14 protein-coding genes are annotated in these 13,297 nt (G+C 70.5%); 5 read left to right on the top strand and 9 right to left on the bottom strand.

Annotated features, from left to right (window positions below; genetic code table 11):
- Positions 1 to 93 precede the first annotated feature (93 nt).
- The 5 genes from AB0411_RS00360 to AB0411_RS00340 form a co-directional block, all read right to left on the bottom strand.
- The gene (locus AB0411_RS00360; RefSeq protein WP_366414938.1) at positions 94 to 1,299 is read right to left on the bottom strand and encodes an LLM class flavin-dependent oxidoreductase; all 1,206 of its coding nucleotides are present in this window, start codon (positions 1,297 to 1,299) and stop codon (positions 94 to 96) included.
- A 1-nt stretch (position 1,300) separates the two neighbouring features.
- Positions 1,301 to 2,347 carry an ABC transporter substrate-binding protein gene (locus AB0411_RS00355; RefSeq protein WP_366414937.1) on the bottom strand — a complete coding sequence of 349 codons (1,047 nt, stop codon included), beginning with the start codon at positions 2,345 to 2,347 and terminating at the stop codon, positions 1,301 to 1,303.
- 223 nt (positions 2,348 to 2,570) lie between these two features.
- Positions 2,571 to 3,470, bottom strand: coding sequence for an ABC transporter ATP-binding protein (locus AB0411_RS00350; protein WP_366414936.1), 900 nt, complete (start codon positions 3,468 to 3,470; stop codon positions 2,571 to 2,573).
- Entirely contained in the window at positions 3,443 to 4,369 is a 927-nt protein-coding gene (locus tag AB0411_RS00345) for an ABC transporter permease (RefSeq protein WP_366414935.1), read from the bottom strand. The genes AB0411_RS00350 and AB0411_RS00345 overlap by 28 nt, the downstream gene beginning before the upstream one ends.
- Positions 4,370 to 4,764: 395 nt before the next feature.
- Positions 4,765 to 4,857 (bottom strand): putative leader peptide, encoded by a 93-nt coding sequence (locus AB0411_RS00340; RefSeq protein WP_366414934.1) that lies wholly within the window; start codon positions 4,855 to 4,857, stop codon positions 4,765 to 4,767.
- A gap of 145 nt (positions 4,858 to 5,002) precedes the next feature.
- On the opposite strand from AB0411_RS00340, the gene AB0411_RS00335 reads away from it, so the two are divergent.
- On the top strand, positions 5,003 to 5,425 hold the full coding sequence (locus AB0411_RS00335) for a YjbQ family protein (protein WP_366414933.1): 423 nt from the start codon (positions 5,003 to 5,005) through the stop codon (positions 5,423 to 5,425).
- Positions 5,426 to 5,973: 548 nt separating this feature from the next.
- Here the strand turns inward: AB0411_RS00335 and AB0411_RS00330 are convergent.
- Positions 5,974 to 6,708 (bottom strand): alpha/beta hydrolase, encoded by a 735-nt coding sequence (locus AB0411_RS00330; RefSeq protein ID WP_366414932.1) that lies wholly within the window; start codon positions 6,706 to 6,708, stop codon positions 5,974 to 5,976.
- A 595-nt stretch (positions 6,709 to 7,303) separates the two neighbouring features.
- Here AB0411_RS00330 and AB0411_RS00325 point away from each other — a divergent pair.
- A complete protein-coding gene (locus tag AB0411_RS00325) occupies positions 7,304 to 8,617 on the top strand; it encodes a cytochrome P450 (RefSeq protein WP_366414931.1) in 1,314 nt (437 codons plus the stop codon).
- Positions 8,618 to 9,194: 577 nt separating this feature from the next.
- Here AB0411_RS00325 and AB0411_RS00320 read toward each other — a convergent pair.
- Both AB0411_RS00320 and AB0411_RS00315 read right to left on the bottom strand, forming a co-directional pair.
- Positions 9,195 to 10,202, bottom strand: a complete 1,008-nt coding sequence (locus AB0411_RS00320; RefSeq protein WP_366414930.1) for a DNA-3-methyladenine glycosylase family protein — start codon at positions 10,200 to 10,202, stop codon at positions 9,195 to 9,197.
- A gap of 2 nt (positions 10,203 to 10,204) precedes the next feature.
- On the bottom strand, positions 10,205 to 10,576 hold the full coding sequence (locus AB0411_RS00315; RefSeq protein ID WP_366414929.1) for a VOC family protein: 372 nt from the start codon (positions 10,574 to 10,576) through the stop codon (positions 10,205 to 10,207).
- A gap of 79 nt (positions 10,577 to 10,655) precedes the next feature.
- Here AB0411_RS00315 and AB0411_RS00310 point away from each other — a divergent pair, with 79 nt between their 5' ends.
- Positions 10,656 to 11,117: a MarR family winged helix-turn-helix transcriptional regulator gene (locus AB0411_RS00310; RefSeq protein ID WP_366414928.1), complete on the top strand. Its 462-nt coding sequence runs from the start codon at positions 10,656 to 10,658 to the stop codon at positions 11,115 to 11,117.
- A gap of 95 nt (positions 11,118 to 11,212) precedes the next feature.
- Here the strand turns inward: AB0411_RS00310 and AB0411_RS00305 are convergent, their stop codons facing one another.
- Positions 11,213 to 11,863 carry a LysE family translocator gene (locus AB0411_RS00305; protein WP_366414927.1) on the bottom strand — a complete coding sequence of 217 codons (651 nt, stop codon included), beginning with the start codon at positions 11,861 to 11,863 and terminating at the stop codon, positions 11,213 to 11,215.
- A 506-nt stretch (positions 11,864 to 12,369) separates the two neighbouring features.
- On the opposite strand from AB0411_RS00305, the gene AB0411_RS00300 reads away from it, so the two are divergent.
- Both AB0411_RS00300 and AB0411_RS00295 read left to right on the top strand, forming a co-directional pair.
- Entirely contained in the window at positions 12,370 to 13,005 is a 636-nt protein-coding gene (locus AB0411_RS00300) for a ParA family protein (RefSeq protein ID WP_366415595.1), read from the top strand.
- Positions 13,002 to 13,292, top strand: coding sequence for a hypothetical protein (locus AB0411_RS00295; RefSeq protein WP_366414926.1), 291 nt, complete (start codon positions 13,002 to 13,004; stop codon positions 13,290 to 13,292). Before AB0411_RS00300 ends, AB0411_RS00295 begins: the two co-directional genes overlap by 4 nt.
- Positions 13,293 to 13,297: the final 5 nt, after the last annotated feature.

Here is a 13,297-nt window from a genome sequence, read left to right as displayed (position 1 = left end):
GAGGCCCGAGGCCCGAGGCCCGAGGCCCGAGGCCCGAGGCCCGGAGCCGTGTGGCCCGAGGCCGGCGGACCTCGGGCCACACGGCCCCGCCGCTCAGCGGCCGCCGGCGATCAGCAGCGGCGCCCCGCCCGGCGCGGAGGCCGGCCGGCCGTTGGCCGCCGGGACACCGTCCAGCGGAGCGGGCCCCGCCTCCAGCAGCCCCCGGGCGGCCAGCTCGGGCCGTACGCCCTCGCCGAACCAGTACGCCTCCTCCAGGTGCGGATAGCCGGAGAGCACGAAGTGCTCGATGCCCAGGGAGTGGTACTCCTCGATCCGGTCGGCCACCTCGGCATGGCTGCCGACCAGCGCGGTGCCGGCCCCGCCGCGCACCAGACCGACCCCCGCCCACAGATTGGGCGAGATCTCCAGCTTGTCGCGCGAGCCGCCGTGCAGCGCCAGCATCCGCTGCTGCCCCACCGACTCGCTCTTGCCCAGCGCCTGTTGTGCGGCCGCCACCGTCGCCGGATCGAGATCGTCGAGCAGCCGGTCGGCGGTCGCCCAGGCCTCCTTGGACGAGTCGCGGGAGATGGTGTGCAGCCGGATGCCGAACCGGACCGTACGCCCCTCCTTCTCCGCCAGGCCGCGAATCCAGTCGATCTTCTGCTTGACCTCCTCGGGCGGCTCGCCCCAGGTGAGGTACACATCCACGTTCCGGGCGGCGACCGGCCCCGCGGCAGCGGACGAGCCGCCGAAGAAGATCTGCGGCAGCGGGTCCGGCGGCAGCGCCGTCAGACCGCCCTCGACCTGATAGTGCTCGCCCGTGAAGTCGAACGGCGCGCCACCCCACACCCCGCGGACGACCTGCAGGAACTCATCCGTACGGGCATAGCGCCGGTCATGGTCGAGATGATCGCCGAACCTCCTCTGCTCGGTCGAATCGCCCCCGGTCACCACGTTCAGCAGCAGCCGCCCGCGCGAGATCCGCTGATAGGTCGCGGCCATCTGGGCCGCCAGCACCGGCGAGACCACCCCCGGACGGAACGCGACCAGGAACTTCAGCCGCTCGGTGACCTGGGTGAGCGCCACCGTCGTCAGCCAGGCGTCCTCGCACCACGTACCGGTCGGCGTGAGCACCGCCTCGAAGCCCAACTGCTCGGCGGCCTTGGCGATCTGCGCCAGATACTCGATGTCCGGGGCCCGTACCCCGCTGACCGGGGTGATGCGGTCCCGCCGGATGCCGCCGTCGGTGTAGGCGTGGCGGTCGACGAGGGTCCGCCCGTCGCCGCCGGTCGGCAGGAACCAATGCAGGTGTACGGACATCTCAGTGAGCCTTTCCATAGGTACGCGGCGCCGTGCTCGAAGGCGGCAGGCCACCGTTGAAACGGGGGTCGACGAAGTCCCCGAAGCGGAACGAGCGGGGGATCAGCTTCACCGCCGCGAACGAGTCGACGATCTGCTGCTCGGAGGCGATGGCCGCCTTGTCCACGGAGACCGCGACCGCCGTACCCCGGGTGCGCTTGACCGCGTCCAGCGCCACCTTGTCCGGCAGCCCGGTCTCCTTCGCCCAGGCCTTCGCCCAGACGTCGGGGTGCTTGAACACCCAGTTCTGCGCCCGCCGCAACCGGTCCGTGTAGTCCTTCAGCGCCGCCGACTTCTTCTTGTCGTCCAAGGCGGCCGGCGCGGCCACCTGGAAGCTCAGCCCGTTGACGACCCCCTGCCCGGTGGTCAGCACCCGGGCACCGGCCTGATCCAGGGCCTGCGAGGTGTACGGGTCCCACACCGCCCAGGCGTCGACCTTCCCCCGGGTGAACGCGGCGAGCGCATCGGCCGGCTGCAGGTAGTTGAGCGTGACGTCCTTCGGCGCCAGCCCGGCCTTCTTCAACGAGGCGATGAGCTGGTAGTGCGCCGAGCTGCCCTGGGCCACCGCGATCGACTTGCCCTTCAGCTGCGACGGCCGCTTGAGCGGAGAGCCCTTCTTCACCAGGATCGCCTCGCCGTCCGACCTGCTGTGGGTCCCGGCGATCACCTTGATCTTCGACTTCGCGGCGGCGGCGAACACCGGCGGAGTGTTGCCGACCCCGCCCACATCCACCGCTCCCGCGTTGATCGCCTCCAGCAGCGGCGGACCCGAGGTGAAGGTCGACCACTTGATCTTGTAGGGAAGGTCGTCCAACTCACCGGCGGCCCGCAGCAGCGCTTCCGAACCACCCTTCTGATCACCGACATGGAGCGTCAGCGATCCTTTGCCGTCGGTCCCGCTACCGGTCCCCCCACCGGCTCCCTTGGCCCCCGGCGAACCACCGCAGGCGGCCAGCAGCAGGGTGAGCGGAAGCAGCAGGGCGGCTGGGGCGACAGGGCGTGCTCTCATGGGGCGTCCGTTTCGTTCTTTGTTCTTGCTTCTGGGAATGGGGTGGGTCAGGGGGGTGGGGCGGGGTGGGGCGGATCGGGTCTGCGAGGCAGGGAGCTGGGGGAGCGGAGGGTCTTCGGGCCGACCGACCTACCGATCGACCGGCTGACCGACCGGAGCAGGCTGCGGCCGGGCAATGAGGAGACGGCGGGCGGGTTGCCTGCCGCCCATCGCCTGGTGAGGGTCAGGCTGCAGCGGCGGGGGAGCCGGAGGCAGCGCCGACGCCGACGACCTCCGTCCCGCCTACGACGCCCCCCGAGCCCGCACCGCCGTCCGCGCCTTCATCGGTGCTCTGGCCTTCCGTGCCTTCCTCATCCGCCTCGCCGTCCACACCGAGCCGGTCGAGCAGCCGGGCGCGCAACGCACCGAAGCGCGGATCGGAGACCGTGCGCGGCCGCGGCAGATCCACCGTGGTCTCGTACGCGATCCGGCCGTCGTCCATCACCAGCGCCCGGTCCGCGAGCAGCAGAGCCTCCTCCACGTCATGGGTGACCAGCAGCACCGCGCAGCCGCGCTGCTGCCACAGCTCGGCCACCAGCCGCTGGGCCTTGATCCGGGTCAGTGCGTCGAGGGCGCCGAACGGCTCGTCGAGCAGCAGCAGATCGGGCTCGCGCACCAGCGCACGGGCGAGCGACGCGCGCTGGGCCTCTCCGCCGGAGAGGGTCTTGGGCCAGGCGTCCGCCCGATGGCCGAGCCCGACCTCCTCCAACGCCCTGACGGCGGCATCGCGTTCGGGCCGGCCCGGCAGACCCAGCAGCACATTCCGCCAGACCCGCTTCCAGGGCATCAGCCGCGGCGCCTGAAATGCCACGGCCTTGCGGCGCGGCACCAGCACCTCCCCGTCGATCTCCTGATCGAGCCCCGCCAGGACCCGCAGCAAGGTCGACTTGCCGCAGCCACTGCGCCCGAGCAACGCCACGAACTCGCCCGGCCGGATGGAGAGGTGGAGATCGTCGATGACGGACCGTCCACCGAACGCCCGCACCAATCCGTCGACCTGTACGGCGGTGTCCGGGGCCGCGGCGCCCGCGACCTGCTTTCCCTGCTCGGGGGTGGTCACTGACCCGTGAACGTCGGTCGCCATTGCAGCAGCAGCCTTTCGAGGGTACGGACGAGAAAGTCGGCAAGGAGCCCGAGGATCGCGTAGACCACCAGGCACACCACGATCACGTCGGTGCGGAAGAATTCCCTGGCCTGGTTCATCAGAAAGCCGAGGCCGTCATCGGCGTTGACCTGCTCACCGAAGACCAGCGCGAGCCACGCGGTGGCCAGCGAATAGCGCAGCCCGGTCATCGCACCCGGAAGCGCGCCGGGCAGCACCACATGCCGGATCAGCCCCCATCGGCTCAGCCCGAGCGACTGCCCGGCCTCCACCAACTGGGCGTCGACGCCCCGAATTCCGGCATAGACATTCAGATACAGATGGAACGCCACACCCAGCGAGATCAACGCAATCTTGGGTGCCTCACCGATTCCCAACCAGATGATGAACAGCGGAATCACGCCCACCCAGGGAACGGAGCGCAGCATCTGCACGGTCGCATCGACGAGATCCTCGCCGAGTCGCGAAAGCCCCGACGCAAGCGCCAGCGCCACCCCGATCACGCCGCCCAACACCAGCCCGACGGCGACCCGTTGCAGGGAAACCAGCATCGCCGACGGCAGCGTCCCGTCCGACACCAGGTCCCCGGCGGTGGCGGCAATGGTCCCGGGCGACGCCAGAATGCCGGCCTCCAGCACACCGCTCGCACTCAGCGCCTGCCACAGCACCAGCAACGCGAGAGGCCCCACCGTACGCCGCACCCACCGTGGCACCGACCAGCGCCGAGCGGAAACCGGATCGACACGAACCAGCTCAAGCCGCCCGGCACCAGCGGCGGACTTCACCCCCGTCTCCTCACCTTTCCGAACAGACGGCGGCCCTGTCGATTCAGCGGCTACATCGACCGGGGCATCGCGTGCCACGGCCTGATCGAAAGTCATGAATACTCCACGGGGAGGGGGAGGAAAGAAGGTGAAGAGGGGAGAGGGAGACAAGCCCGGCTGAGCGACGCCACAGCGCTCACAACGCAGCGCTCAAGGCGGCGACGAAGACACCGGGAAATACATTGGCCATACGCAGCGCAGAAGCCCGCTCAGAACCACCAAGCCGGCCAAGGCGAAAGAGCCAGCGCGGAGTCGCCGAGCCGCACCGCGTACGGCCGTACCTGCTGCATCCCGCAGGGAACACAGCCGCCCGCCACAATTGGCCGCGCCAATACGCAGCGCACCGCGCACCGCGCTATCTAGAGCAGCCTCAGCAACAGCGGCAGCAACAAAAAGGCGACGGAAACGGAAACCACGATGGCAACCGCAAGGACATCAGCAACGCAATGCCATCAACGACAACAGCCGCCGCGGCGACACGCGGCAGAGGCCACCCGCAGCAGGTCGATGTGACCGCGCGTGGTGAGCAGGGCTGCTGTAGACATGTCGCTGAACGTAGCGGTGCGCTGCAAGAGGGGTCAAACGTCATCTCGGCTGGTGGACCTTTGTTGCCGCAGCATGGAGGGAGCATTGCGGAAGGAGCCCGTGGGGTTGCGGACAAGCGCACGCCGTCCGTACGAAAATGAACCCATGAGCACCGCATTCACCACCCGCACCCTCGATGTCACCACCGGATCGACGGAAGCCGTCGCCGACCTCACCGCCGATTGCGCCGCATTCCTCCGCGAGACGGCAGACGGCCGCGACGGCCTGCTGAACCTCTTCGTCCCGCACGCCACCGCCGGCATCGCCGTCCTGGAAACCGGCGCGGGCAGCGACGAAGACCTCCTGGCCGCCCTGCACGACCTCCTTCCCGCCGACAACCGCTGGCGCCACCGCCACGGCAGCCCCGGCCACGGCCGCGACCACGTCCTCCCGGCCCTCGTCCCACCCCACGCCACCCTCCCGGTCATCGCCGGCCACCTGGCCCTGGGCACCTGGCAGTCCATCTGCCTGGTCGACACGAACGTGGACAACCCGAACCGCCAGGTACGACTGAGCTTCCTGGGCTGATCAAGATCGCTGGCCACGTCGTCCCGGAGCGCCAACGGGAGGACGTGCTGACAGCCGCGGCAACTGTCGGCGGGCTCATGAACGGCTGAGCCGACGACTGGGAGGTATCGGGCGTCACGGACCCGGCTACCCGGCCCGAGCTCGACGCGTGGCTTCGTGACGAGCGGGGCGGTATGACGACCTCGTCGCCGGGTTCTTGCCGACCCCGAGCGCAACACCGCACCCTCCAGTAGCGAAGCGGCCCACCTGACCGGGCAGGGGAGCCGGCGCCTGTCGTTGTTCGCCGCGATCAGCTACGTCCTCGGTCCTCGGTCCGGGGTCCGAGGATCGGGGTGAGCAAGGCATCCAAGACGCATGTCCTGTCGGACACGAACGGGCCGAGCGCCGCCCCGACCGGTCGGTGCCGTCGATGGCCGGTACCGACGCGATCGGGGCGGTTGTGCAGCTGGCGGCCGGGGCCGTCGAGGAGGGCCAGGGCCTGTCCTTGATGAGTGGCGTGCTGGCCGGCACCGCCTACCGTCTACTGGCCCGGCGGCGCCGGCCTGCGGTTAGCGCAGATGCCGGGCGAAGAACCGGGCCGCGGCGTCCCCCGCGAACTGCGGGACGCCGCTGTGCCCGCCCATGTTGGCGTGCAGCGTCTTCTCCTTGGATCCGAAGGCGTCGAACAGGTCCAGGGCCGCCCGCCGGTCGTTCCCTTCGTCGTCCCACTGCAGCAGGACGTGCAGCGGAACGGTGACCCGGCGGGCCTCCTCGAACATGGCGGCGGGCACGAGGCTCCCGGCGAACAGAACGGCGGCCGAGATGCGCGGATCGGCCAGCGCAAGCCGGATGCCGATGGAGATCACTCCCCCCGAGTACCCGACCGGGCCGCCGATCTCGGGCAGTGACAGGAGCGCGTCCAGGGCGGCCTGCCATTCCGGGACCGACTTTTCGACGAGCGGGAGGACGAGGGCGTCGATGATCTCGTCGCCGACCGGCTCGCCGGCCTCCCTCGCCCGGCGCAGGTCGGCGCGGGCCTGCTCGGCGGCGGCCCAACGGGGCCGGTCACCGCTCCCGGGGAGCTCGATGGTGGCCGCGGCGAAACCATCCGCCACGGCGCGCCGGGCCCGCCCCGCGAGCCGGGGATACATCGCGCGCAGTCCGAGCGGAGGGTGGCCGAGCAGGATCAGCGGCGCCGGTGCGGGTGCGGATGCGGGCGTCCACAGGATGCCAGGGATCTCGCCGAGGGTGAATTCACGTTCGAGGACGCCGTCGTCGAGGTGCTGTTCAGAAGTGAAGTGCATGGTCGTGCCTTTCGGGAGTGCGCTTGGTCGGCGCTCCCGGACGACCTATCGCCCGACCGTGACCCCGGAGGGGAGCACCCATGTCGTTACTGCGTTCACGGGTACCACCTCCTCGTAATTTCGCACGGCCTTCCGGAAGGTAGCAGTGGTCGCCGTGGTCCGCCAACGGGTTTTTGCCGCGGCTCCGTGGCCGGATGCCGCCTGACCACAGAGGACACGGTCTTCATCCGGAACTCGGTTGAGCGAGCTTCTGAACGGAAAAGGAACCCTGATGGCGGAGGGTGGACCGGCCGCTCCGGGGAACTGCCTCTCCGAGTGTCGGTGCACCTCACCCGGGGCGCGGAGGCGATACGCCCGCACTCACACCGGCCCAGTGGCCGAGCGCTTCTATGACACCGCGACACCAGCCCGGTGCCGGCGCGCCAACGCCCCTCCGCGACCCCCGGAATGCTTGCCGAGGCCAGTGCGGGCACGGGGCCTGACGTGGGGTAGGGAAGCGGCGGGGGCGAGGGGAAACTGGCCGATACGAGGGCGAGTTGATGGTCCCTCGGAACGGAATCGATCGCCGGCAGGACGTGGGCCAGGAGGCACCGATATGCGTATCCCCGGACCCGAGCACCAGGAGGACGGCGGGCTGAGCGCCGTTGCGGCCGCGGGCGGGCTGCACCGGTACCAATTACGCCTGCACGAGGCGCACGGACCCGTCGTACGCTTCCAACTGCCGGGGGCGGGCACGGCCGTGTCGGTCGCCGATCCCGTGCTCCTGGAGGCCACGGCGCACATCGACACGCGGCCCGAGGAGCTGTTCGCTTTCCTGGACCCGCTGTGCGAGGCCGGCAACCTGCAAGTGCTACCCGCGGACGAGCACACCCCCTGGCGCCGACTGCTGCTCTCGGTGCTCGCCGGACGGCCGGCTCACGAGCGGCACTTCGCGCGCTTCACCGAGCTGGCGCGGGAGCTCGCGGACCGCTGGGCGGGGCAGCCCGACGATGAACCCGTCGAGCTGCAACAGGAGTTGACCGCGCTGTCGCTCCGTATGATCTGCGGGTTCGCACTCGGCGGCGCGGAAACCGACACGGCCCGTGTCGTCGCCGCGTTCGAGGACGTGCTCACCGAGCACCTTGGGCAGCTCTACCAGGTGCCGCGGGCCGACCCGCGCTCGGCGGAGCGGGCCGAGGCGGCCCTTGCCCATCTGCGTGAGACGGTCGACCGCGTGGTGGCGGCGCACCGCTCGGGCGGCCGCACCGACCGCAGCGACCTGATCGGGGCCCTGGTCGAGGCCGGTCAGAGCCCGGCGCGGATCCGGGACACCGTGATGGTGACGCTGCTCGCCGCCCACCACACCACCGGCGTCGCCGTCTCTTGGACACTGCACCTGCTGGGCCGCCATCCCGAAGCGGCCGGTCGCGTCGCCGCCGAACTGGACCAGGTGTTGGGCGAGCGCACCGCGCCCGATTACGGTGATCTGCGGCGGCTCACGTATCTGGACAGGGTGCTCAAGGAGTCGATGCGCCTGTTCCCGCCCGGCCCGTACGGCGCACGCGAGACGACCGAGGGCCTGGTTCTGGGCCCGTACGAGATCCCGGCCGGGACGACGGTGTTCTATCCGTTCTGGGCGGTGCACCTGAATCCTGAGCACTGGCCCGAGCCGGAGCGGTTCGACCCCGAGCGGTTCACGCCGCAGGAGGTGGCCAAGCGGCCGCGGCTGGCGTACGTCCCCTTCGGGATCGGGCCACGCAGCTGCGAGGGCGCCGCTTTGGCCACGGTCGAGGCCCAGCTTGTCCTGGCCGTCCTCCTCAAGCGCCTGCGCTTTCGGCCCGCGCCGGGGCACGAAGTGACGCCGGTGGAACGGTTCGTGCTGTGGGCGAGGGACGGGATCCGGATGACGGTGCGGCCACGGGACCTCTAGGGCCTGTCGAGGGCGCCAGGTCGGAAAGGCCGCGGCGTCCGGTGCACTGCGTTCTCTCCCCACGACTTAAGGGCGCGGGGGCATCCCCCTCGTCCTCTCCGTCTCGGCTCTTCCTTCGCTCCACGGATGCCGAGCTACCTCGCAAGGCGCCGGAGTGGCCGGGTAGCGGAGCTGTCGGGAGGCGTTGGGAACGCCGTGAGGTCCCATGATCAGCCGTCAGCTCAACGCTGTGCTGGCTGCCCGTGATCGACGTTCAAGCCGAGACATGCGGCTCCCACGAACCGGCCGGCAGACCGTGGGCCAACTCGCTGCCCGCAAGGCTCTGGAGCGCACGGGAGCGTACGGGAGCGCCGTGCACCGAGGCGCCCAGGTGAGTTGTCCCGGCACGTTGGTGACGGGTGACACGCCCTGGTCGGTGCTGGAAAGGGGTGAGAGAAGTGCGTCCGGATTCGGCTGCGGACGTGGGCGGCCGGCGCACGTGGCGAAGGTCTTCACCGTCCTGCTCGCCCGGGCACACGTCTGGTGCGACCTCGACCGGGCCGGCCATCGCGGCGGACTCCCCTCAGCTCGGAACGACTCATTTCCGTGCGTGCGGAAGACGACGTGATGGCGAGGGCGGGGAGCCGTGGCAGAGGGGCCCGGCGGGGGGTGTGTCCTGGGCGCGGACGCGGAGCAGGGAGGCGACCCAGCTGCGGTAGGGCCTCCACCGATCGGCGATCTTGGCCCATTGCGTGACGTCGTCGTCGGCGGTCGGGGCAGTGAGCCCGTATGCGGTGGCGACGGCCTGGTGGACGCGTGGTTCGTGGCGGGGAAAGACGTCGGGGTGTCCTGCTCCCCGGATGAGGATGAGCTCGGCGGAGAAGGGGCCGATCCCGGGCAGGGTGCGCAGTTCGGCGAGGGCGTGGTCGGTGGGCAGGGCGCGCAGGTGGGATGCGTCGAGTGTCCCGTCGGGGGCTGCTTCGGCCAGCGCGTGCAGCCGCTGGATCTTGATGTCGGTGAGGCCTGGCACGTGGGTGAGGGTGCGCAGGGCAGCGGGGGCGGGGAACGCGTGCAGGGTGCGGCCTGCGATGTGGACGCGGTGTCCGTGCTGCTGGGCGATGCGGGCCTTGAGGGCGGCTGCCTGGGTCATGCGGAGGCGATTGCCGATGATTGCCCAGGCGGCGGCTTCGTAGGGGGAGTGGAAGCACACCGGGCGCAGCCCCGGGTGCTCCGCCGTGAGCCCGGCCACCACGGGGTCCGCGGCAAGGCCGGGGAATCCGGTGGCGTCGACGTCGAGCGAGAGGATGCGGGCGAGTTGGGCTCGCACGGCCGGTCCGGCCGCTGCCTCTGCGGTCACCGCCTTCGCCGGGTGCGGGGTGCCGGGATGCACGGTGAATTCGGCCCGGACCGTTCCCGTGCCGCCGTCCGCCCTCACCTCCTGCCGGACGGCGGCCGCGACGACCGAGACGCCGTCGTCGGCGGGGAAGGCCAGGCGGAGGATTCCGTCCGCCGTGTCGTGGTAGTGCGCGGGGCCGAAGCCCTCCAGGAACCGGATGGCGGAGGCCAGCGAGAAGGGCCCGGCAGGGGTGAGGGCGACGGCGGGCACGGTCAGCCTCCGTGCGCGGTGAGGGTGTAGCCCTCGGGGCCCTCGAAGGAGAACATCGGCCCGAAGGGGCTGTCCGCGATCGGGGTGAGGATCTTGATCCCGGCAGCGGTGAGCTGGTCGTGGAGCTGATGGGCGTCGGAGGTCTGGAACCAGAGCACCGCGCCGAGTCCGGGCCGTGCGGTGTCGGCGAGGTCGACGCCCGGCAGGAGTTCGCGGACGGCGAAGGGGGTCGGCTTGGTGTCGAAGACGACCGCGTGGGGTGGTGAGAACGCGGCCCGGCGCAGACCGAGGTGCCGCTCGCAGAAGTCCGCTGCCGCGTTCAGGTCGCGCACCTGCAGGGCGACGAAGTCGGGGCCGTCGATGGTGGCAGTCATGGGTCTCCTCGAACTCAATGTCAGGACTTTGACATATCCGAGGCTAAGGTGGCCGCGTCACGTATGTCAAAATGCTGACATGCTGCAGAACGAGTCGGCCGAACCGTCCCGCCCCGCGAAAGACGTCACCCAACACGTGGGATACCTGCTCAAACGCACCCAGGCCGCCCTCCGTGGGGCCATGGGCAAGGTCCTGCGCGAGCACGGCCTGACCGTGCCGCAGTACGCCACCCTCGAACTCCTGGCCCTGCATCCCGGCATGTCCAACGCCGACCTCGCCCGCGCGACCTTCGTCACCCGGCAATCCGGGAACGTCGTCCTGCGGGGCCTGCAGGAAGCCGGACTGATCACCCGCCCCGCCACCGCCGACCACGGCCGCGCCCGGCCCGCCCGCCTCACCGAGGAGGGCGACGCGCGTCTGGCCGCCGTCCAGGCCGCCGTGTACGCCATCGAACAGCGCATGGTCGATGCGATCCCGGCGCGGCGCCTGGCGGTGCTCCTGGCCGACCTCGACCGCATGGCGGCAGCGCTGGAGGAGTGACCCCACTCCCCGGGTCGGTGAACTCCACCAGGCCGCCCTGGAGAAACTGCTCGTCGATCCTGCCGGCTCGCGACTGACCGCCCTCGGATCGGCTGTCAGCGCAGGGCGACTGCCGTGCCCGTTCGTTCGGTGGCGATCTTGACGGCGAAGCCCGCCAGCGCGGTGCCCATCACATAGCGGTGCAGGCGCTGCCAGGTCGGGTGCCGGGCGAAGAACCCGGCGACGGAGCCGGCCGTCACGATGAAGAACGCGTTGCCCGCGACCCCCACCGCGATCTGGGTCAGCCCCAACAGCAGTCCCTGCAGGCCGACATGGCCGCGCTCCGGGTCGACGAACTGCGGCAGCAGCGAGAGGTAGAGGATGGCCACCTTGGGATTGAGCAGGCAGGTGAGAAAGCCCATCAGGAAGAGCTTGCGGGTCCCGTCCTGTGTCAGCTCCTGGGGCGCGACGGCGGATCGTCCGCCCGAGCGGACGGCCTTCCAGGCCAGCCGGAGCAGGTAACCCGCCCCGGCCAGCTTGATCGCCAGGTAGATCTCCGGCACGAGCGCGAAGACGGTGGCGATGCCGGCGGAGACCGCGAAGAGGTAGACCAGGAAGCCGAGGGCGACCCCGGCCAGCGAGATCAGCCCCGCCCGGCGGCCCTGGGCGATCGAGCGGGAGACCAGGTAGATCATGTTCGGCCCCGGTGTCAGCACCATGCCGAGCTCCACCACCGCGATCCCCGCCAATGCTCCCGGCCCGATCACAGCACAACCTCCGTACACGCGTTCGCCTGGGCGCAACCTAGCAGCCCACGGGCGTGTGGCAGGGGCATGTCCGTTCCTTCCGCGACTTGTTGAGGGGGTGTGGGGAAGGGGCTGCCGTGGTGTGTCGGACGACTTGTGCGGCAGGGGTGGGCCGTCTGCTGCCGTCTGCTGCCGTTTGCTGCCGGTGCGGCAGCAGCGGCTTCGCGAGCTCGACGTCCGCCACTCGGCGACCAGCAGGTGGCTGAGGCCGCGCTGTCCAGCTTTCGTACGCGCTGGTCCGCCGGGTTTCGCGGGCGGGTCGTGGCGGGGCCGAGCGGAGTGGTCGGTACGGATGGGCAGGGCCGAATGCCGTCCGGCGTGGGGCGGGAAGGGGGAACCGGTAGCGCGCAGAGGCGGCCGCGACCGCGACCGGTGTCCGACGTTTCTCACTGCTTGCGGGTGAACCACGAGACCACGCCGTCGCGCCGACCGAAAATGGGCGATCACGCCCCCTATTGTCCTTTCTTGTGCCTTTGAGTTGTGCGTTTGTGAATCTCAAGCCCGGCGTCGGAAAGACGACGAGTGCTGTGTGGCTGGCCCATGCGTTTCATGAGCTGGGTATGTCGCCGCTGCTGGTCGACGGTGACCCGGCCGCTTCCGCGCTGCGCTGGAGCGAGCTGGCCCATGGCTTTCCGTTTCCGGTGATCGCTCTACCGGTGGGGGACGTCCACCGCCGCGTGAACGACTTCCTCGGCGACCGGCAGGCCGTCGTGCTCGATGCGCCGCAGCTGGAGGACCATCCCCGCATCGCCCGCAGCATCATGAGGTACGCCGACGAGTGGATCGTGCCCGTGACCCCCGCCCCCATCGAACTGGACCGGATGGCACCCATCCGGGGCGAGATGGCGGACGTGCAGTCCCTGCGTGCCGAGCCGGCCCGCTCGGCGGTGCTGCTCAATCGCACCAACCGTCCCGATGCCACGCGCACCGGGCCCGATGCGGACGCTCGCGAGGCACTCACCGAGCGGGGTTTCGAGGTGCTGGAGACCCATATCGCGCGGCTCGACCTGTACGCCCAGTCCTTCGGGAACCCGGTCCGGGCCAAGGGGTCGGCGTACATGGACTTCGCGGAGGAACTGATCAAGCGTCAGGATGAGGCATGAGCCAGCGCAAGGAGAGCTACCGCGCGGCATTGCGGCGCGGGCCGGACGTCTCGGCACCTCGGCCCACCAGGGTCACCAGGTTGCAGAGCAGATACATCCGGGTGACCGTCGAGGTCGATCCCGACCTGCGAGGTGATCTGACGCGATGGATGGGATGGCCGGTCTCCTCGGCGGTGTTCGCCGGCGCTACCGTCCTGCGTACTCTGGCCGCCACCGCCGGCTGGGTCGCTCGGCCCGGAGACCGGGCTTCCTCCGCCCCGCGCGAGGCTCCGGATTCGGGCCGCTGACCAGC

It is taken from the genome of Streptomyces angustmyceticus, from assembly GCF_040701845.1.
GTDB lineage: Bacteria > Actinomycetota > Actinomycetes > Streptomycetales > Streptomycetaceae > Streptomyces > Streptomyces angustmyceticus_A.
Note: the sequence above shows the minus strand (reverse complement) of the source record. Positions and strands in the feature narration are given on the sequence as shown.

Bases quoted from the DNA above. Each gene is read 5' to 3' on its own strand.
- AB0411_RS00360 (WP_366414938.1), bottom strand. From the start codon at position 1,299: ATGTCCGTACACCTGCATTGGTTCCTGCCGACCGGCGGCGACGGGCGG.
- AB0411_RS00355 (WP_366414937.1), bottom strand. From the start codon at position 2,347: ATGAGAGCACGCCCTGTCGCCCCAGCCGCCCTGCTGCTTCCGCTCACC.
- AB0411_RS00350 (WP_366414936.1), bottom strand. From the start codon at position 3,470: ATGGCGACCGACGTTCACGGGTCAGTGACCACCCCCGAGCAGGGAAAG.
- AB0411_RS00345 (WP_366414935.1), bottom strand. From the start codon at position 4,369: ATGACTTTCGATCAGGCCGTGGCACGCGATGCCCCGGTCGATGTAGCC.
- AB0411_RS00340 (WP_366414934.1), bottom strand. From the start codon at position 4,857: ATGTCTACAGCAGCCCTGCTCACCACGCGCGGTCACATCGACCTGCTG.
- AB0411_RS00335 (WP_366414933.1), top strand. From the start codon at position 5,003: ATGAGCACCGCATTCACCACCCGCACCCTCGATGTCACCACCGGATCG.
- AB0411_RS00330 (WP_366414932.1), bottom strand. From the start codon at position 6,708: ATGCACTTCACTTCTGAACAGCACCTCGACGACGGCGTCCTCGAACGT.
- AB0411_RS00325 (WP_366414931.1), top strand. From the start codon at position 7,304: ATGCGTATCCCCGGACCCGAGCACCAGGAGGACGGCGGGCTGAGCGCC.
- AB0411_RS00315 (WP_366414929.1), bottom strand. From the start codon at position 10,576: ATGACTGCCACCATCGACGGCCCCGACTTCGTCGCCCTGCAGGTGCGC.
- AB0411_RS00310 (WP_366414928.1), top strand. From the start codon at position 10,656: ATGCTGCAGAACGAGTCGGCCGAACCGTCCCGCCCCGCGAAAGACGTC.
- AB0411_RS00295 (WP_366414926.1), top strand. From the start codon at position 13,002: ATGAGCCAGCGCAAGGAGAGCTACCGCGCGGCATTGCGGCGCGGGCCG.